This window comes from Candidatus Paracaedibacter symbiosus (genome assembly GCF_000757605.1).
Lineage (GTDB): Bacteria > Pseudomonadota > Alphaproteobacteria > Paracaedibacterales > Paracaedibacteraceae > Paracaedibacter_A > Paracaedibacter_A symbiosus.
The window spans coordinates 204,421-222,432 of the sequence record NZ_JQAK01000004.1 but is presented as its reverse complement, the minus strand read 5'-3'; the positions used below and the strand labels follow the sequence as shown (position 1 = coordinate 222,432).

Here is an 18,012-nt window from a genome sequence, read left to right as displayed (position 1 = left end):
TCCTTTTATTCAACAACTTTTGGCACAGCAAACATGTCATGTGCTTTTTCCGGGGCATTCGCCAGGATGGCTTCAACGATATTGCCATCGCAAATAACATCTTGCCGCTCGGGTATTTGTTGCTCTTGTTGATCAGAGAAAATTTCTACACCGTTGGTGTCAACCTGCTGTAATTGATCAATCCAATGCACAATTCCATTGAGTTGTTGTTGCATGGCAACCAATCCTTCATCTGAAAACTTCAAACGAGAGAGGCGAGAAACTTTTTTCACGTCTTCAAGAGTTAACGACATTGTCAAATTTTTCCTTAAGTTGAAAACAAATAACTACAAATGAGGGTTGCGGATGGCTCCAAATAGGTTAAAAATGAATCCTTCACATCCTGCCTATTATACTAAACCCTTTATCCAATCAAACACCACACAGGTGCATGATCCGATGCTTTTTCTTTACCACGAGGCGTCCTATCAATTCCAGTGATTTCCAACCGATCCGTGGCTTGAGGTGATAAAAGAAGATGGTCGATGCGTAAGCCCTCGTTTTTTGGCCAAGCTTGGCTACGATAATCCCACCAGCTATAGATTTTTTCTGCTGGATGATCGATGCGAAAAGCATCCCGGTAGCCTAGGTTTAACAGGGCATTAAAGGCCTTGCGCTCCGCTGTTGAGCAAAGGATTTCCTCATGCCAAGCTTTGGGATCCGCCACATCAAGATCCGTTGGTGCGATGTTATAATCGCCCCCAATCACAAAGGCTTCTTCGTATTGCAAAGTGTGGGCAAGATGTTGGCGGAGACGCTCTAGAAAGCTGAGTTTATACGCGTATTTTTCGGTACCAACATCCTGACCGTTAGGGATATAAACAGAAGCAACTCTCACTCCATTGGTGACGGCTTCAATATAGCGGGCCTGAGGGTCTTCAGTATAAGTTGGTAGTCCGCATTGCAAATCTTCAATAGGATATTTGGAGAGAATAGCCACACCATTAAAGGTTTTTTGGCCATGGATGACCACGTTATAGCCGAGGTCTTCAATAGCCTCTTTGGGAAAGGCGTGCTCCTCACATTTGGTTTCTTGCAATAACAAGACATCGGGGCTGTTTTCAGCCAACCACTCAGTAAATCTTTCAAGGCGAGCGCGAATGGAGTTCAGGTTCCAGGTGACGATTTTCATTAAAATTACCAGTTTTTGAGAATATCTAAATAGCGAATGAATTACCGCAACCACAAGAGGCGGCGGCATTCGGATTTTTAATGACAAAGGTGGAGGCAACCATGTCTTCTACATAATCCAAAATTGATCCTTCTAAAAGCCCAAGCGATGTTTCATCAACGATAACTTCTGCACCATTATTTGCGAAAATCAAATCGTCTGATTGTTTCTGGTCGTCCAAAATAAAGTGATATTGAAAGCCTGAACACCCCCCCCCAGAAATACTGATGCGTAAACGTAAATGGTCTTTGTTTGGCTCTGTGCTGAGCAGAGCTAAAATTCGCTTGGCGGCATTATCCGTTACGGCAAATTGATGTGTCATAGGTTGCTTCCTCTAAATATACCCAAATCTGCTGCTCATAATCTCGCTTCTTCAGGTGTTTTGAGTCTACTTTATAAAGTATACTGAATTCGAGAAAATGTTAGGTTTTTATTTTCCGTTATTATCTCGAACTTAAGGAAAAGAGTCTAGCACAATCTACTATTCTTTTGGGGGATTGATGGGCGGCATCCAAGAATCCAATAAAGATTGCCTGTTAAGTTGAGGTACCGAGTTTATTGATGAAAACTCAACATTCGCAGTGGATAAAATATTCCATCGAAATTTGACATCATTTCCAGCTAAAAATACCTCAAAATTTTTCTCTTGCAGCGAAATATATAGCGTCGCGAGGCCTGCATAAAAAGTATATGTTAAAGCTCATGTTTTTTTCCTGCAGGCTTATTTATCTTTTAAGATTACTTTAAATTGTTAATTTAGTTAACATTTATTGGAGTTTTTAAAATGTTAGGCAAATTCTTGTTAAGTTTATCATTAGCTTTAAGTAGTACTGTCTTCGCAACACCGGACGAACCGAATGAAAAAATTCAAAATAATTCATCATTGCCAGCCAGAGCTAATGTTTGGGTTGAAATATGGAATGATTCAGGGAGCGCCTCTGAAAAGCTCGCAAAAGCTAAAGAGCACTACGAGCCATTTAACTCTCAGTACTCTCATTTGACTACAATGATTGAAGAGAGCCGGTATGCTGATATATATAACGGCAATGAAGGGATTAAAGTATTGGCATCCGACTCTTTAGACCTCTTCAAAGAAAAGCGTAATAATTTAGAAAAAAGGTATAGTAGTTTTCAAGCGTATGCAGAAAATCAATCTACAGATACCTCTGTATCCCCTCCCCAATCTTTGTTCGGTAGATTCTCTGGCGAGTCCTGGAGTTCTGCAGAAGAACGAGACGAGTATGCATTGTCAAAAGCCGAACGTTATAGAATTCTTGCTAACTTTTTTAAGAAATATCCAACTACTAAACCAGAATCTCTGAAAATTAATCTCGAGTACCTACTTACCCGACTTAATGATATTAATAAAGATATTGCCAAGAGCCTCATTGGTGTAGAGAATGAGAAGATTCAAAAAGCTTCAAAGCCTGTGGAAAAGTTGAGGAAAGAAATTGAGAGTCTCCAAGCACCGGATCGCTCACTTCTGAATTTTTTGGAAGAGAAGTCAAAAAAGTGGGGCGAACGCGTTAGTCCAGATTTCACCATTCAGCATCTTGCTAAACAACGTAAGTTATATGCTTCTTTTAAGCCACAAGCGGACCAATCTAAGAAAAAAATAGGTGGAACTTTATTCACGTCTTCAATAAGAACGGAAAACTCTCCTGTTCAAACACAACAATCAGCAGGAGACGTCGGATGTTTACCACTTAACGAGGTAAGAAATGAGCTGTATCCCTCAATGATTACTGGAGATCAACCGAGGAGCCCACGAGTAGGAGATACTCCAACAGGCGGCATCCCAGCAAGCCCTAGAAGAGAGGAACAGACACCACCGGCAAGCCCTAGAGAGGAACAGACACCACCGGCAAGCCCTAGTAGAGAGGAACAGACACCACCGGCAAGCCCTAGAGAGGAACAGACACCACCGGCAAGCCCTAGTAGAGAGGAACAGACACCACCGGCAAGCCCTAGTGGAGAGGAACAGACACCAGCAGGCTTTACAGGGGAACAGACACCAGTAGTACAAGACCTCCCAACACCCAGCAGCGACAGCCAGGTAGTAGTGGAACAGGTACTTACCAGCTAAAATGTTAAATAGCAAGGACAAGGAGGCGGCTAGCTTTCCTGATAAATTAAGTCCCTTATCAATAGGCTTCTTGGCAGATTTTAGGTATCAACAATTGCATAAAGAGAGCTGAAGAGAGGAGGGGACGCCAAGATTGGTACAACAGGAGATTGCAAAAAGGGTAGAAGGCGCTTACAGAGATTTAGGCGCTTTCCATCTCTCCTTATTGTTTGTCAGAGCCTTATAGTAAACTGATCAGGTGGTTCCTACTATCTGGCTTATTTTTTTAAGAACATTTGCTGTAAATCGGGCATCACCTAAATGAGTTTTGATGAGCAGGAAATTCTTTCTTCCCAAAATGGCAAGAGTTTTATTTTCTTGTGCTTGACCTGAAATAATCAGATTCTGGGATTTTAAACTTAATAGGAGTAAAAAAGCAGCGTCTTTCCGGCAAACAAATTATGTTTCTTTTTATAGGAATATTTCTTCACCTCTTAACACTTCTCCTTTTCTCCTTCCCCAGTATATCGGGTACTGAGATAAAAATAGAGTAAGAGAGAATTATTGAATAAAATTTTCCTGTAATAAAAAAAATATTAACAATATACATTAAAGAAGGAAACTTTTTTATAAAGTACCTATAAAAAAATGCGTGTGTTTTCTTCGTTAAAACGTAGCCAAAAAGAAGCCGTTGGGCTTTTACAAATTGGAACTTTCCTTGAGTACTTTGACCTTATGCTGTACGTGCATATGGCTATCCTTCTTAATGAGCTATTTTTTCCTAAAACTGATCCGCATACAGCTTCCTTACTAGCAGCGTTTGCTTTTTGTTCAACGTATGTTTTAAGGCCATTTGGAGCTTTGTTGTTTGGTTATATTGGTGACCATATAGGGCGAAAACCGACTGTTATCATTACCACCATGATGATGTCCATCTCCTGTGTTATTATGGCAAATTTGCCTACTTATGCGCAGATAGGGATTGCTGCTGCTTGGTTAGTTACAGGATGCCGTATTATGCAAGGTCTCTCTTCCATGGGAGAGATTATGGGAGCTGAGATCTATGTAACAGAAATCACTAAACCTCCTGCTCAATATCCTGCTGTAGCTCTTATAGGAATTGCCTCTTATATTGGAGCTGTTGCTGCTCTTGGCATTGTTTCTCTTGTGACTCACTTTGGATTCAATTGGCGCATAGCTTTCTGGATAGGCGCTGGTATTGCTGTTATCGGTTCTATGGCAAGAACACGTCTCCGTGAAACCTCAGAATTCTTAACTAAAAGAAGAAAACTGACGAAAAGATTGGAAGATGAAGGGGGAAATACAAAAGGATCGCCTTCTAAGGTCATCTTAACCCAAAAGTTGATTAATGAAGAGAAGATCGGCAGAAAAACATTTTGGGCTTACTTTATCGTTTACTGTGGTTGGCCTCTTTCCTTTTATTTGGCTTATATGTATTTCAATCAACCGCTCAAAGAGGTGTACGGTTATACTTCTGAGGAAGTTATCTTTCATAATTTCTTACTATCGATTATTTCCCTTGTCATAATTAGTTTATTATGTGCTATTAGCTGTAAAACTCATCCCCTAAAAATATTAGAAATAAGGGGGAAAATGAGTTTATTCCTGTCTTTACTCCTTCCCATAGCCATCATGAAATCGAGCAATCACTTCCACATTTTTTTGATTCAGACCCTTATTCTGCTCACTGCATTGTCGCCCATTCCTGGTGTGTCGGTTTTTATAAAATATCTTCCTACCTTAAAACGATTTACAGCAGCGAGTTTTGTGTATGCTTTAAGCAGAGCCATAATGTATCTGATAACATCATTTAGTCTTGTATATTTAACTAAATTCTTAGGTTATTATGGTTTATGGCTCATTCTAATTCCAGTGAATATAGGATTCCTATGGGGAGTTAGGCATTTTGAAGAACTTGAAAAAGATATAATCTTGGAGAGTAAACGGCGCTCGAAAATCAAACCCTCTCCAAAAGTTTCACAGGGTTCTTAAGGTAGGATTAAAGAGAGTTGATCGCCTCACATAAACCTGCAAACTCAGTCAAGGGGGTGGCTCTGCTCTTTCCATGAGAGATATATCTATTCTTTTACGCTTATTTCTTTCAAGGTATGACTCTTAATTTTATAGCTTCTGAATAAATGGTGGGATTTTATAGTTAGCAAATAATATAACCTATAAATCTCAAAAATATCTAAGTTAAATAGAACCATCTAATTCCATTTTTTTAACCAAGTTATCTAATTATTGTATTAGTTAAAGTCTCTTTCCTAATTTGGAGGGGGATAGTTAAGGGGGAAAACACCCGGCATGGGCTCGGATAATAATGGTTTAAATCCAGCTCTCCCTCTCCCAGCATTTCCAGTTGCATTTATTGACGTAAAGAGAAAGACCATGTACCCAATCATTAATAAATTTTCTTCACTTCATTCTTTTCTTGATGACCCAAAAATTGAGACTCTTTTTATCTTTGATGTTGATTACGTCCTTATCATTTGCCAAGACAAAGTGTTTTGGCCTTTTGGGGCTGAGGTTGCCTTAAAATTTCGGAAATTATTTATGGACCCATTGCCTAAAGATCATTCTGAAAAGTTGTCAAGTATTATTCTTAAGAATGCCAAAATTCAAATTATGGATAAGAGTTTGACTTCTATTTTCTCTGAAATATTGACTAAAAATGCGAAATGCATTGCCCTGACAGCTTGTGATGTAGGGCGTAGAGGTGAAATTGAAAAGTTAGAAGATTGGCGTTGCAACCAGCTGGATAAACTGGGTTTTACATTTGACCATTCCTTTCCCCAACATTCTCGAATTGTCCTTAATAAACTTCCTCAGCGTGAGTATTCTTATCCGGTCTTTCAAAAGGGAATTATTTTTAGTACGGATTATTCTAAGGGGGAGGCGCTGGGCGCTTTCTTAGATTTTGTGAATTACCATCCTGACCGTATTGTTTTTATTGATGATAGGCTTGAGAATTTAGAGTCAGTAGCCAGTGAAGCCAAAGCACGTGGCATTAATTATCATGGATTTCACTTTCGAAAGGCTTATTCTTTATTCGGATCATTAGACGAGAAAATAGTTGAGCTCCAATACAAACATTTAATTAGTAAGCTTCGATGGTTGAGTGAAGCAGAAGCAGAAAAACTTCTCGCCTCGAAAAACTTTGATTTTGCTTAGGCTCTGTGCACCTCATTTCCCTCAATAAAATCATCTTTGTGTGAATTAGGTGCACAGAACCTAGCCCCTATTGCCAATGTGAGAGATGATGATAAATAAAAAATGTTACCATTAACTCCTCATAAACCATTTTCTCTAACACCATTAATTGAACCATGGTCATAGGGGAATGGATTGCTCTTGGAAGTGCACGCTAGTGATAAAGTAAAGGAAAATTTTGGCGAGGCCCCAGTTCGTGGTCATAATATGAGTAGCAAGCTCGCGCCAAGCGGTAAACCCAGCCGACCCCACGCCATACTGATAATAGAGGAGTAACCCAAATAAATTTGCCGTTGACATTCTGTTTTCTGGCTGTCGTTCCAGATCCGTTAGCGGAATTTTCTTAATAAAGGTTGGGATCCCAGCTATTTTCTAGCGATACCTATATTCCCCCCTGCCAGAATGTAAAGGTAGGGCATTTTCGAGGAGTTGAAGGAGATGCTTATCGCTTAGCAATGCTAGCTAGGTGTGTGGCAACAGTCTCGTAGCGATTAAGGCGGCTCGTGATTTGCTCATCTGCATTACAATTTTGTTGAGATAATAGCATCAACATCAACAATGGCTGTCAACGGTTGTCTCTTTGAGCGTCATTTACGAGAACCACTTATGGCCCTCGCAATAACGAAAAGAGTCAATCTAAGTTAAAGCACCGTGGCAATGTTTGTATTTTTTACCAGATCCGCAAGGGCAAAGCGCGTTGCGCTGGGTATTGCCCCAGGTAGATGGATCATTGGGATCTATTACAACATTCTCGTTTGCCTTTTTACGTTTTGGGAATGTCTTAACATCAGCAGAACTTGCTCCAGCTTCGATATCTGACTCAGTCCAATCAGGAGTTTGTTCTTCGAACTTATCGAAGTTAATCCCCTCACCTAAGATAGAATCAAAAACCGACGGATCTGGAACATGCATTTCCAAGTGGCTGATAATCAAGATTGTTTCTTCCCGTAAACGATGAAGCATTTCCTGGAATAAAACAAATGCTTCCCGTTTATACTCATTCAACGGATTGCTTTGCGCATAGGCACGCAACTGAATCCCTTGACGCAAATGATCCAGCATCAATAAGTGATCTTTCCAGCACTGATCCAACATGCGTAGCAAAATCGATTTTTCAGCAGAACGCATCATCTCAACGCCGTATTGGCGTTCTTTTGCAAGAGCAGCATCCATCACAGCTTGTGTCAGACGGCCAAGGATTTCACGTTCAGTAATCCCTTCTTCGTTGGTCCAAGAGATAATCGGCAACTGCAATGCAAATATGCGATGAATGTCATGTTGCAGCCCTTCACCATCCCACTGTTCAGAAAGGCTATTTTCTGGGATGAATTTACGCACCGCTGTTTCAAGACCTTCGTGACGCATCTCCTGAATCGTTTCGCTAATGTCAGCCACATCCATTAAGTCACGGCGTTGTTCATAAATTACCTTACGTTGATCATTCATCACGTCATCGTAACGCAATAGATGCTTACGAATATCAAAGTTTCTCGCCTCAACTTTTTGCTGCGCTCGTTCCAACGCCTTGCTGATCCAGGAGTGAGAAATTGCTTCGCCTTCCTTGGCGCCAAAACGACGCAGCATCGCATCCAAGCGGTCAGAGCCGAAAATGCGCATCAGATCATCCTGCAATGAGATATAGAACTTGGAAGCGCCGGGATCCCCTTGACGACCAGAACGACCACGCAGCTGATTGTCAATACGACGGCTTTCATGACGCTCTGTACCAATAACGTACAATCCACCAGCTTCCTTCACGATAGCTTCGTTTTGAGTGATTTCTTTGCGAACACGCTGGATAATCTTTTGTTTTTCTTGTTCATCCTCCACGCCTGCGGTTTCGTTAGCAACGCGAACGTCAAAGTTCCCACCCAGCTTAATGTCGGTTCCACGACCCGCCATGTTGGTGGCAATTGTCACAGCACCTGGATAGCCAGCGTCAGCAATAATTAAGGCTTCTTTATCATGGTAACGGGCGTTCAAAACTTGATGGGGAATCTTTTCTTTTTCAAGCAATTTAGCAATATGCTCTGACTTTTCAATGCTGGCTGTCCCCACCAGAACCGGCTGCATGCGCCTGCGGCATTCTTTGATGGTCTCAATCATTGCCTGATATTTTTCAGCCGCTGTCAGATAAACTTCATCGTCATGATCAATACGAGCAATTGGCACATTGGTGGGAATATCGACAACGGAGAGCTTGTATATTTCTTCAAATTCACCTGCTTCGGTCATCCCTGTTCCAGTCATACCTGCCAATTTTGGATACATTCGGAAGAAATTTTGATAGGTGATCGATGCTAAAGTTTGGTTTTCCATCTCGATGGTGACACCTTCTTTGGCTTCAAGCGCCTGGTGTAATCCTTCGGAGTAACGGCGACCTTCCATCATACGACCAGTGAATTCGTCAATAATCATGACCTTATCATTTTTCACCATGTAGTCCACGTCACGAGTGAAAAGGATGTGGGCGCGCAAAGCTTGATTGACGTGGTGAACAAGGCCAATGTTTTGCACATCATAAAGAGTCTCACCTCTAAGAAGATCTGCCTGGCGCAATAATTCTTCTACCCGCTCAATTCCGATTTCGTTGAGAACAACAGAGCGTTGCTTTTCATCTTTCTCATAATGCTCAGGTGTTAGCTTTGGAATAATGAGATTAACCTGGGCATAAAGATCAGAAGAATCTTCGGCTGCGCCAGAAATAATCAAGGGTGTCCGCGCTTCGTCAATTAAGATGCTGTCGACTTCGTCCACAATGGCATAGTGGAAGGGGCGTTGAACCATATCGCCTAAGCGGAATTTCATATTGTCGCGCAAATAGTCAAACCCAAGCTCGTGGTTTGTGGCGTAGGTGATGTCCGCGTTATAAGCAGTACGGCGTTGTTCATCGGTTAAGCCATGGACGATACAGCCATAGCTTAAGCCTAAGAAATTATAGATCTGCCCCATCCAAGCTGCGTCACGCTGAACCAAGTAGTCATTGACCGTGACAAGGTGGACCCCTTTGCCAGTTAAGGCATTGAGGTAAATGGGGAGTGTCGCCACCAAGGTTTTACCTTCACCAGTGCGCATTTCAGTGATCTGCCCACTGTGGAGCACAAGTCCCCCCACAAGCTGCACATCAAAAGGACGCATACCGAGGACGCGCTTAGATGCTTCACGCACCACCGCAAAAGCTTCAGGGGTGATATCATCTAATGTTTCCCCGTTAGCAAGACGCTCTTTAAACAACCCAGTTTGTGCTTGAAGTTCCTCATCTGACATCGAGGCATACTTGTCCTCGAACTTATTAATCTTCTCAACGATCTTAAAATAGCGTTTTACTAAACGATCATTTGCTGACCCAAAAATTTTTTTATAAAATTTGTTATCATATTCCTGCCTCAAAAACTACGGACACCCTTGATGTTTAGGCCCATAGCGACTTCATTTATCTCTTTATTGTTATCTTAATCTAAAATGTCAATAACTTCACGTATTGCGTATACTTTAAATCTATTTTAAAAAAGAAACAACGATTTGGGTAAAAAACCAGATTGTGGGACATTCTTTTTTTAAGGGACTAAGTTTTATGATAGCAAGTTTTTCCAAAAAATTAGGGCTTTTATTGGCTCTAACTGCGGTTCTCCCAGCTTCCGCAATTGCTGAGAAAGCAGCTGATAAAGATGCAAAAGCAACAACTGAGGCGGCAAAACCAGCGGATGCACCTATTGCCATTAACGATGCAACTGTCGTCGCGAAGGTTACTATTGATGGTAAAAACGTGGAAATTACCTTTGGCCAGCTGAAAGAACAATTAAAATCATTGCCTGCCAATATTCAAGGTGCGCCGATTAAAGAAATCTACGAACCATTGCTGCAAAATGCCATTAACTTGGCAATCATCACAGCGAAAGCAAAGAACCAAGGTCTTGAAAAAGATGCAGAAGTTGCCCGCCGTATTGCTGAATGTCAAGAAGCGATGTTGCAAAAGACGTTCTTGGAACGTGAAGTTGCCAAGTTGCAGACTACTGAAGAACTGAAAAAGGCTTATGATGAAGTTATTAAGATTTTGCCAAAAGTTGACCAAGTTCGCTTAAGCCAAGCAATCTTTAAAACTGAAGCAGATGCGAAGAAGTTTATCGACGCTGTGAAGAAGTCAAGCAATTTTGAAGCCGCTTTGAAAGAAGCAAAAGAGAGTGGTAAAGAAGTTGAAGGTGGCGATATGGATTACATCCGTATGGACGCGCTTCCACCAGATATCGCAAAAGAAGTGACAAAAGCTGCAAAAGCAACCTTGATTGCTAAGCCAATTGCTGTTGAATTAGCTGGTAACAAGTTGTTCTTCGTGATTCGTGTAAACGACAAGTCTCCCGCACCACAACCAACTTTTGAACAGCTCGAACCAGAATTGAAGCAAATCACTTTCCAAAAGTTTGCTAAAATGTTTTGGACAAAGTGACAGCCGATGCCAAAGTTGAAAAAGTTGGTTTGGATGGTAAGCCAATGGCTGATAAGCCTGCAGAAGCTGCTGGTGCGCCTTCCGCTGCTCCAGCTCCAGAAACAAAAAAGGATGACTCTAAGAAGTAGTTAACTTCTCACATTATTGCGAGGCCTCGCATGGCCCGTGGCAATTTTCTCTATAATCTTTGAGGAAATTGCTGCGCTGCTTTTGCGCCTCGCAATGATAATTTTTGGAGGTCTTATATTCATCATGTCTGAAACTACAATTTTTGTCGTGGCAGCTATTTTAAAAAATGCTCACAACCAGATTTTGATTGTTCAACGTCCCTTGGATAAGGAATGGGGGGGATATTGGGAATTTCCTGGCGGCAAAATTGAATTAGGTGAAGCACCGCCTCAGGCCTTAAAGCGCGAATTGAAAGAAGAGTTAGGTATAGACTTATCTTTACAAGATCTAGAGCCTTTGACTTTTTTTACCTACCAACTCCCTGAAAAGAATGTCGATTTTTCTTTTTTATTTTGAGAAAATGGCAAGGAGAGATAGCTTTGCTTGAAGGGCAACCGGGGTTACTCTGGATTGACCCTAGCCAAATTTCTCAATTTCGGATGCCTGAGCCGAATGTGCACGTTCACCCCTTATTATAAAATATAGTCAACTGTTCAGCTCATTTTAACTCTGCGGTCAGCCTGTAAGATTATCCCGCAGCACAATGCTGCAAAGCTAATAGCGCTTAAGAGGACAAGAAATACGGGCAATGGTTCGCCGTTAAAAAAGAAACTCGCCAAGCCAATAAACCCGGCGCAGGCTAAAGTGCGTAAACTCATAATCACCGACGCTGCTGTTCCTTTAACGTCGGGAAATATCTCCAAAGAGTCAGCAAAAACCGTTGGGTAAGTTAAGGCAAAACCAACCCCATAAATCATCATGAACCCTGTGATCATATAAGGTGAGTGGGGCGCAATAACGCTGAGCGCAACTAAAGTAATAATGCTTACTATGCAAAGTATCATTCCCCCCCAAATGCTCCCACTTTTACCGATTTTTTGAATAATCTTATTAGAAAATAAATTCATCCCAGTGAAGGACGCAACCACAGCCGCTTGGTGCAGTGCATAGACAATAATCGACAGACCAAACGTTTCAATATATAAAAACGAGGCACACGTCACAAAGGTAATGTAGCAGGTATAAAGAAGAGTTGGCACCATGGCATGAGCGAGGAAATGAGAGCTGCTGAAAAGCCTCTTATAATCGTCCCAAATTTTTTTAAAGCCGGCGTCAGACTTTTCATATTTTGTTTCATGTAGAAAGAAAATTACCATGATCCAAGAGATAGCGCAAATCATCGCTACCAAAGTATAATTGCCCCACCAACCGACAGCTTTGTTGATAAAACCGCCAGCCACGGGCGCCATTGCCATCAAAATGGTGAGCGCTGAATTCATGGTTGTGAGTGCCTTGATCATCTTAGGGCCCTTGTATACATCGGCAATAATTGCGGAAACAACAACAGCTGAGGCGCTGGCACCAAGGCCTTGAATAAATCTAGCAAGCAATAAAAGGTCAATGGTGGGGGCGATAACGCAGGCGCCAGCTCCCAACAACAGTAAACCATTCCCAAAGATCATTAATTTGCGACGTCCATATTTATCAGACAATGGACCATAAAAAACAGCCGCTAAACAGAATCCCAAAAAGTTGTAAGCAACAGTTAATTGGATAATGCTTTCCGAGACATTGAAATAGGCTGCCATATCGGGAAAACCGGGCACAGAAATATCAACTTCAATGCACCCTGCGACCAGGGATAAAATTAACAAAGGTAAAAACATACCAGACACGGTATAGCTCCATATTAAAATTTTTAATTATGATGATTTATCTCGCCAAGTGAATGCGATAAAGCAATCTCTTAATTTTTTTTGGGGGGAAAATACTGACGGTGATGACCGCCTGCTAGCTAGGATTGATAATCGCAAAATAATAACGATCATAATCAATGTCAAATGATTTTATAGACGTTTTAATAATTTTCCCTTTACACTTATCATAAGTTATGAAAAACGAGTTGAGTGGAGCAATGGCACAAACATGGGAAACTTGGGAAAAGTTAGCAAAAAATGAGACTAAATCCTCAGACCTCACGCAACTTAATTGGCAGACTCTCGACGGATTTACCTTAAAGCCGCTTTATTCTTTAGGCGATCTGAAACCTGAGAGTCAAAATCGTGCCCTTCCGGGAATTTCGCCTTACACACGTGGTGTGCGCGCGACAATGTATACGGGGCGCCCCTGGACGATTCGTCAATATGCCGGATTTTCTACAGCGGAAGCCACCAACGCTTTTTTTCATGAGTGTTTAAAAGGAGGGCAAAAAGGCCTTTCTGTTGCCTTTGATTTGGCGACCCATCGGGGGTATGACTCTGACCATCCGCGGGTGGTTGGAGATGTGGGGAAGGCGGGTGTTGCCATTGATTCTGTTGAGGATATGAAAAGTCTTTTTTCAGGAATCCCCCTGGATATCATCAGTGTTTCAATGACCATGAATGGCGCTGTCATCCCCATCATGGCGTTTTATATTGTGGCGGCTGAAGAATATGGTTTTTCATTAAGTGATCTTTCCGGCACGATGCAGAACGATATTTTAAAAGAATTTTTGGTTCGCAATACTTACATTTACCCCCCTGAAGCCAGCATGCGCATTGTGGGTGAAATTATTGCTTATACTTGCGAAAAGATGCCCAAATTTAATCCCATTTCTATTTCTGGCTATCATATGCACGAGGCTGGCGCCACTGCAGCTCAAGAACTTGCCTATACGTTGGCTGATGGGCTTGAGTATGTGCGGACAGCCCTGGCTCTTGGGCTGGATATCGACCAATTTGCCCCGCGACTTTCCTTCTTTTTCGGCATTGGCATGAATTTTTTTGTGGAGGTAGCCAAGTTAAGGGCGGCCAGAGCATTGTGGGCAGAGCTCATGCAACAATTTAACCCCCAAAAGCCTGAAAGTTTGATGTTGCGTACTCATTGTCAAACCTCAGGAGTAAGCCTCACTGTTCAGGACCCTCACAACAACATTGTTCGCACCACTATTGAGGCCATGGCGGCGGTGTTGGGGGGAACACAATCACTTCATACCAATGCTTTTGATGAAGCCCTTGGACTTCCCACTTTAGAAAGCGCCCGAATCGCCCGGCATACCCAGTTAATTATTGCAGAGGAAACCAATATCACCAAAGCAATCGATCCTTTGGGAGGAAGTTATTATGTCGAGTCGTTGACCGACGAATTAATCATTGCAACCAAAGAATTAATTGCAGAAGTTGAAGAACTTGGAGGGATGACAAAAGCAATTCAGCTTGGCGTCCCAAAGGTCAAGATTGAACAAACTTCAGCAATGCGGCAAATCCGCTGGGACATGCAAAAAGATATCATCGTTGGGGTCAATAAATATGCAGCAGATTCACAGCCAGAAATACCGGTTTTGGATATTGATACTGACTTTGTGCGCCAATCTCAGGTGACGCAGCTGGAAATCATTAAAGCAACCCGCGATTCTTCTGCGTGTGGGGAAGCTTTGGAAAATTTACGTCAAATTGCCGGACAACAAAAAAAGGTAATTTGCTGGAAGCAGCGGTTCAGGCTGCGCGCTATCGAGCAACCCTGGGAGAGATCTCCAGCGCGATGGAATCGGTTTTTGGTCGTTATCATCCCCCACTTCAGGCTGTCACAGGAGTATGGTATAAAGCAATGCAGCATCAAGACGAATTTAAAGCCATTCAAGAACAAGTGGCAGCTTTTGCGGCAAAAGAAGGCCGTCAACCCAGGATTCTCTTAGTCAAATTGGGGCAAGATGGTCATGATCGGGGCATTAAAATCATTGCTTCAGCTTTTGCGGATTGTGGGTTTGATGTAGACTTAGCGCCACTCTTTTTAACTCCAGAAGAAGCAGCCAAGCAAGCCATTGAAAATGACGTTCATTTTGTGGGCGTTTCTTCCCTTGCAGCAGGTCACAAAACTCTGGTTCCTGCCCTCATTAACACACTTCAAGGTCAAAATGCGACAGAGATCCAAGTTATTTGTGGCGGAATCTTACCACCTCAAGATCATGAATTTCTGATAAAAGCAGGTGTAAAACTCATCTTCACCCCCGGCAGTAAAATACTTGAAGTAGTCTCAAAAACTCTTAAATTATTAGAAAATTAAAAATTAGTTAAATTTTTAGTATATTGACAGTATTGGTAAAATAGATGTTAAGTTTTTATTTGTGTAACTTATGAAAAATTTAATGGCATTCATTGATAATTTTTTTGGATTTTTCTACCTTAAATTAATATTAGCTTTACCAACTCCCATCGTCCAGGCACAAAAGCCGATGATTTTTTTCCCAGACGAGCGTTTCTGGTTAAAATTTCAGCTGGTAAAAGAGTCGTATAAATTTCTTGCCAGCATTGAAGGTGACCTTCAGCAAGTGCTTCAATGTCCTCAATAGTAGCTTTTCTGATAACGATTTTAGCCATAATCTTTACTAACCTAGGATTCTTTATTGGCAGCCATGAGAGACTGATTTTACTTGAAAGAAGAAGATGCTGTGGAAAGCAGTAATTCAATAAATATATGGCTTTTTTAGGGAATTTGACACAATATATCTTCAACTTAAAGTAGGGGAGATAAAGACAATGAATACGCCAGTAGGTGTTGTATCAAAGGAAGAAGCGTTGAAGCTTTCTGGAATGGATTTTTTGCAAAAACTTAAAAATGGTGACTTACCGCGCCCGCCTTTTTCAGAGACGATGGATATGATTATCACTGAATTAAGTGATGGTTTTACTGTTTTTACTGCCACGCCTGATTTAAAGTTTTATAATGCGATTGGCTGTATTCATGGAGGTTATATTTCAACCTTGTTGGATTCCGCGATGGCATGCGCGATCCAAACACAGCTCTCGCCAGGTACAGCTTTTACCACTTTAGAATTAAAGGTTAATTTCATTCGTCCCGTGCTCGTGAAGACAGGGGCTATCCGCGCTGAGGGTAAGCTGATTCATTGTGGCAGAACTATCGCCACTGCTGAGGGGAAACTTTATGATGAACAGGGTAAGCTTTATGCTTTTGGGACAACGACTTGCGCTCTCATGCCTATAGGCGTCCCTACAAATGGTTCCGGCGAATAAGGCTGCTGGAAAGACCCTCGATCACCTGATTCACTTCAATAACAAGGGCACCAATTTCAAGGGCTTGTTTTTGTTTGTTAACAGTTTGAGGGTCCCCTTTTGTGACGGCTAAAAAATCTGGTTTTACCGTTTTGACAAGCATCAAATAGTCGTCATAATTATGAAGTTCGGGCAGCAGCAAGATATAGTCGGTGCAAAGAAGCTCTGACAGGATTTCAGCGCGTTGGTTTTGGGTATGAATTGGGGAGGCTTGTTTCAAACGACGGATAGTTAAATCTGGTTCCAGACTGATAATTAAATTATCTCCCAGTTTTTTTGCTGCTTTAAAGAATGATAAGTGGCCATAATGAAGCAAGTCAAAACACCCGCCAACAAGGACTTTTGTGCCCAGAATAGGAGGTAGAGGATCTTGGGGGTATCTAAAAATTTTGTTGTCCACTCTTTTTCCTTCAATAACTCTCTTGTTTTCGTTAAAAGATAGCATTAATAGTGAAAGATATATATACCCAATATATCTGAAGAAGTCGGGTTCTGTCTTCGCATCTTTGGGCTCGCTTTTATCTTGACGCTCCTAAAAGAGTGATTCCTATTCGCGTCGCGCGAAAATAAAAGTCACCTCAAATCTGCTGGACATAATTCCAACTCTTCACGTATTTTAGGTATAACTAAGAGAGGTATTTATGAATAAGACAATTTTTGCGTTATTAATGACGGCATGTCTAACATCAGCAATGGCGACTCAACCGGTCAACCAAGAAAAAGCTACACAAGGAGTAAAAAGTATGGAAAATGGATTGAAAATCGAAGACGTTGTTGTTGGCACTGGTGATGAAGCTAAAAAAGGCAACACAGTAGAAGTGCATTATACAGGAACATTATTAGATGGGACAAAGTTTGATAGCTCAAAAGATCGTGGGGAAACATTCAGCTTTACCGTTGGCCAAGGTCGCGTGATTAAAGGTTGGGATGAAGGTATTCCTGGTATGAAAGTTGGTGGTAAGCGCATTCTTACCATTCCTGCTGACATGGCTTATGGATCCCGTGGGGCTGGCGCAATTATTAAGCCAAATTCTCCCCTAAAATTTGAAGTTGAACTTATATCAATTAAGGGCTAAATGCTCAAACTAACAGCTCTTCTTTAGGGAGGAGTTGTTTTTCTTTCCACAAGAAAGTGCACCCCGCTACGAGAAAGTTGGGGAAATTGGCAGGCAAAAAAACAGCCAAAATGAACTTCTTTCAATTTTCCTTCACACAGCCCACATATTTTACATCAAAGTGTCTTGTTCTTTTAAGCAGAAAGCGGTAATCTTTGCACAGAAATTTTATCAAACAATGACAAGGTTTAAAAGAACCTAATATACGAAAGAACAGTCAATGACTAATGGTAATGCTCATGAAAAAACTGGCCAAGATTCTCTAAAGTTCGTTGAAGAGGCCATTGAAACAGAGATGGTTTATGTTCTGGTAGTGGATAATAATTGTTTGCAAACAGACTCAACAGAATATGTTGATGAAAATGAAGAACCATTAGTTGCTGTCCCTGTGTGGACAAAATCTTATGTGGATGTTGCGAAAGCTTGGGCTGGGGAAGAAGCAAATCCAGAGGAAATGACCTTGGATTATTTCATGAATGATTTTGTGCCTCAGCTTGAAGAAGCGCATTGCACCATTGGTCTTAACTGGGATAAAGATGGCATTGGTCGCGAATTCACCCCCTTTGATTTAACGGATATGCTGGTTAAGAAAGTGAATGGTGAAGTTGTTGAATTGCCAATTCAGTCAGAAGATGAGATAGACGGATAAGGGCTTTTAATTCTACCCAAGATACCGAAAGAGGGCAAAAAACAGCTTTTTCAGGTATTTTGGGGGTAAGTTTTAGTAT

Annotated in this window: 16 protein-coding genes, 1 tRNA gene and 1 pseudogene; 11 read left to right on the top strand and 7 right to left on the bottom strand. The window is 41.5% G+C overall.

The window, feature by feature from the left end; all coding sequences use genetic code 11:
* Window positions 1-5: 5 nt before the first annotated feature.
* The 3 genes from gatC to erpA form a co-directional block, all read right to left on the bottom strand.
* Window positions 6-293, bottom strand: coding sequence for an Asp-tRNA(Asn)/Glu-tRNA(Gln) amidotransferase subunit GatC (gene gatC / locus IG80_RS0109520; RefSeq protein WP_032113804.1), 288 nt, complete (start codon window positions 291-293; stop codon window positions 6-8).
* A gap of 110 nt (window positions 294-403) precedes the next feature.
* Window positions 404-1,171 carry an exodeoxyribonuclease III gene (gene xth / locus IG80_RS0109515; protein WP_032113803.1) on the bottom strand — a complete coding sequence of 256 codons (768 nt, stop codon included), beginning with the start codon at window positions 1,169-1,171 and terminating at the stop codon, window positions 404-406.
* Window positions 1,172-1,196: 25 nt separating this feature from the next.
* Window positions 1,197-1,532: an iron-sulfur cluster insertion protein ErpA gene (erpA, locus tag IG80_RS0109510; RefSeq protein ID WP_032113802.1), complete on the bottom strand. Its 336-nt coding sequence runs from the start codon at window positions 1,530-1,532 to the stop codon at window positions 1,197-1,199.
* A gap of 462 nt (window positions 1,533-1,994) precedes the next feature.
* On the opposite strand from erpA, the gene IG80_RS13435 reads away from it, so the two are divergent.
* From IG80_RS13435 to IG80_RS0109495, 4 genes are all read left to right on the top strand, one after another.
* Entirely contained in the window at window positions 1,995-3,296 is a 1,302-nt protein-coding gene (locus IG80_RS13435) for a DNA topoisomerase 2-like domain-containing protein (protein WP_052046315.1), read from the top strand.
* Window positions 3,297-3,923: 627 nt separating this feature from the next.
* Window positions 3,924-5,288 (top strand): MFS transporter, encoded by a 1,365-nt coding sequence (locus IG80_RS0109500; protein ID WP_052046314.1) that lies wholly within the window; start codon window positions 3,924-3,926, stop codon window positions 5,286-5,288.
* A 284-nt stretch (window positions 5,289-5,572) separates the two neighbouring features.
* Window positions 5,573-5,648 (top strand) — tRNA-Pro (locus IG80_RS15220).
* Between the two features lie 39 nt (window positions 5,649-5,687).
* Complete coding sequence (locus tag IG80_RS0109495) at window positions 5,688-6,470, top strand: DUF2608 domain-containing protein (RefSeq protein WP_198027347.1); 783 nt, start codon at window positions 5,688-5,690, stop codon at window positions 6,468-6,470.
* A 675-nt stretch (window positions 6,471-7,145) separates the two neighbouring features.
* Here IG80_RS0109495 and secA read toward each other — a convergent pair.
* Window positions 7,146-9,899, bottom strand: coding sequence for a preprotein translocase subunit SecA (gene secA / locus IG80_RS0109485; protein WP_032113800.1), 2,754 nt, complete (start codon window positions 9,897-9,899; stop codon window positions 7,146-7,148).
* A gap of 184 nt (window positions 9,900-10,083) precedes the next feature.
* Here secA and IG80_RS0109480 point away from each other — a divergent pair, with 184 nt between their 5' ends.
* The 3 genes from IG80_RS0109480 (at window position 10,084) to IG80_RS12625 (ending at window position 11,478) form a co-directional block, all read left to right on the top strand.
* Complete coding sequence (locus IG80_RS0109480) at window positions 10,084-10,953, top strand: peptidylprolyl isomerase (protein ID WP_032113799.1); 870 nt, start codon at window positions 10,084-10,086, stop codon at window positions 10,951-10,953.
* Window positions 10,950-11,081 carry a hypothetical protein gene (locus IG80_RS16590; RefSeq protein WP_269517187.1) on the top strand — a complete coding sequence of 44 codons (132 nt, stop codon included), beginning with the start codon at window positions 10,950-10,952 and terminating at the stop codon, window positions 11,079-11,081. Before IG80_RS0109480 ends, IG80_RS16590 begins: the two co-directional genes overlap by 4 nt.
* Before the next feature lie 124 nt (window positions 11,082-11,205).
* Entirely contained in the window at window positions 11,206-11,478 is a 273-nt protein-coding gene (locus tag IG80_RS12625; protein WP_084756385.1) for an NUDIX domain-containing protein, read from the top strand.
* A gap of 137 nt (window positions 11,479-11,615) precedes the next feature.
* Here the strand turns inward: IG80_RS12625 and IG80_RS0109470 are convergent, their stop codons facing one another.
* The gene (locus IG80_RS0109470) at window positions 11,616-12,788 is read right to left on the bottom strand and encodes a multidrug effflux MFS transporter (RefSeq protein WP_032113798.1); all 1,173 of its coding nucleotides are present in this window, start codon (window positions 12,786-12,788) and stop codon (window positions 11,616-11,618) included.
* A 248-nt stretch (window positions 12,789-13,036) separates the two neighbouring features.
* Here IG80_RS0109470 and scpA point away from each other — a divergent pair.
* Window positions 13,037-15,162, top strand: a pseudogene (gene scpA / locus IG80_RS12620) (methylmalonyl-CoA mutase).
* A gap of 119 nt (window positions 15,163-15,281) precedes the next feature.
* On the opposite strand, the gene IG80_RS0109460 reads toward scpA, so the two are convergent.
* Window positions 15,282-15,476, bottom strand: coding sequence for a hypothetical protein (locus tag IG80_RS0109460; protein ID WP_032113797.1), 195 nt, complete (start codon window positions 15,474-15,476; stop codon window positions 15,282-15,284).
* 159 nt (window positions 15,477-15,635) lie between these two features.
* On the opposite strand from IG80_RS0109460, the gene IG80_RS0109455 reads away from it, so the two are divergent.
* Entirely contained in the window at window positions 15,636-16,130 is a 495-nt protein-coding gene (locus IG80_RS0109455) for a PaaI family thioesterase (protein ID WP_052046311.1), read from the top strand.
* On the opposite strand, the gene IG80_RS0109450 is transcribed toward IG80_RS0109455, so the two are convergent.
* A complete protein-coding gene (locus IG80_RS0109450; RefSeq protein ID WP_052046310.1) occupies window positions 16,108-16,569 on the bottom strand; it encodes an FAD synthase family protein in 462 nt (153 codons plus the stop codon). The two genes, IG80_RS0109455 and IG80_RS0109450, sit on opposite strands and share 23 nt — an antisense overlap.
* 241 nt (window positions 16,570-16,810) lie before the next feature.
* On the opposite strand from IG80_RS0109450, the gene IG80_RS0109445 reads away from it, so the two are divergent.
* The gene (locus tag IG80_RS0109445) at window positions 16,811-17,245 is read left to right on the top strand and encodes an FKBP-type peptidyl-prolyl cis-trans isomerase (RefSeq protein WP_156962153.1); all 435 of its coding nucleotides are present in this window, start codon (window positions 16,811-16,813) and stop codon (window positions 17,243-17,245) included.
* A 259-nt stretch (window positions 17,246-17,504) separates the two neighbouring features.
* Window positions 17,505-17,933 (top strand): DUF2750 domain-containing protein, encoded by a 429-nt coding sequence (locus IG80_RS0109435; protein WP_032113794.1) that lies wholly within the window; start codon window positions 17,505-17,507, stop codon window positions 17,931-17,933.
* Window positions 17,934-18,012 lie beyond the last annotated feature (79 nt).

Bases quoted from the DNA above. Each gene is read 5' to 3' on its own strand.
- gatC (WP_032113804.1), bottom strand. From the start codon at position 293: ATGTCGTTAACTCTTGAAGACGTGAAAAAAGTTTCTCGCCTCTCTCGT.
- xth (WP_032113803.1), bottom strand. From the start codon at position 1,171: ATGAAAATCGTCACCTGGAACCTGAACTCCATTCGCGCTCGCCTTGAA.
- erpA (WP_032113802.1), bottom strand. From the start codon at position 1,532: ATGACACATCAATTTGCCGTAACGGATAATGCCGCCAAGCGAATTTTA.
- IG80_RS13435 (WP_052046315.1), top strand. From the start codon at position 1,995: ATGTTAGGCAAATTCTTGTTAAGTTTATCATTAGCTTTAAGTAGTACT.
- IG80_RS0109500 (WP_052046314.1), top strand. From the start codon at position 3,924: ATGCGTGTGTTTTCTTCGTTAAAACGTAGCCAAAAAGAAGCCGTTGGG.
- IG80_RS0109495 (WP_198027347.1), top strand. From the start codon at position 5,688: ATGTACCCAATCATTAATAAATTTTCTTCACTTCATTCTTTTCTTGAT.
- IG80_RS0109480 (WP_032113799.1), top strand. From the start codon at position 10,084: ATGATAGCAAGTTTTTCCAAAAAATTAGGGCTTTTATTGGCTCTAACT.
- IG80_RS12625 (WP_084756385.1), top strand. From the start codon at position 11,206: ATGTCTGAAACTACAATTTTTGTCGTGGCAGCTATTTTAAAAAATGCT.
- IG80_RS0109470 (WP_032113798.1), bottom strand. From the start codon at position 12,788: ATGTTTTTACCTTTGTTAATTTTATCCCTGGTCGCAGGGTGCATTGAA.
- IG80_RS0109460 (WP_032113797.1), bottom strand. From the start codon at position 15,476: ATGGCTAAAATCGTTATCAGAAAAGCTACTATTGAGGACATTGAAGCA.
- IG80_RS0109455 (WP_052046311.1), top strand. From the start codon at position 15,636: ATGAATACGCCAGTAGGTGTTGTATCAAAGGAAGAAGCGTTGAAGCTT.
- IG80_RS0109445 (WP_156962153.1), top strand. From the start codon at position 16,811: ATGAATAAGACAATTTTTGCGTTATTAATGACGGCATGTCTAACATCA.
- IG80_RS0109435 (WP_032113794.1), top strand. From the start codon at position 17,505: ATGACTAATGGTAATGCTCATGAAAAAACTGGCCAAGATTCTCTAAAG.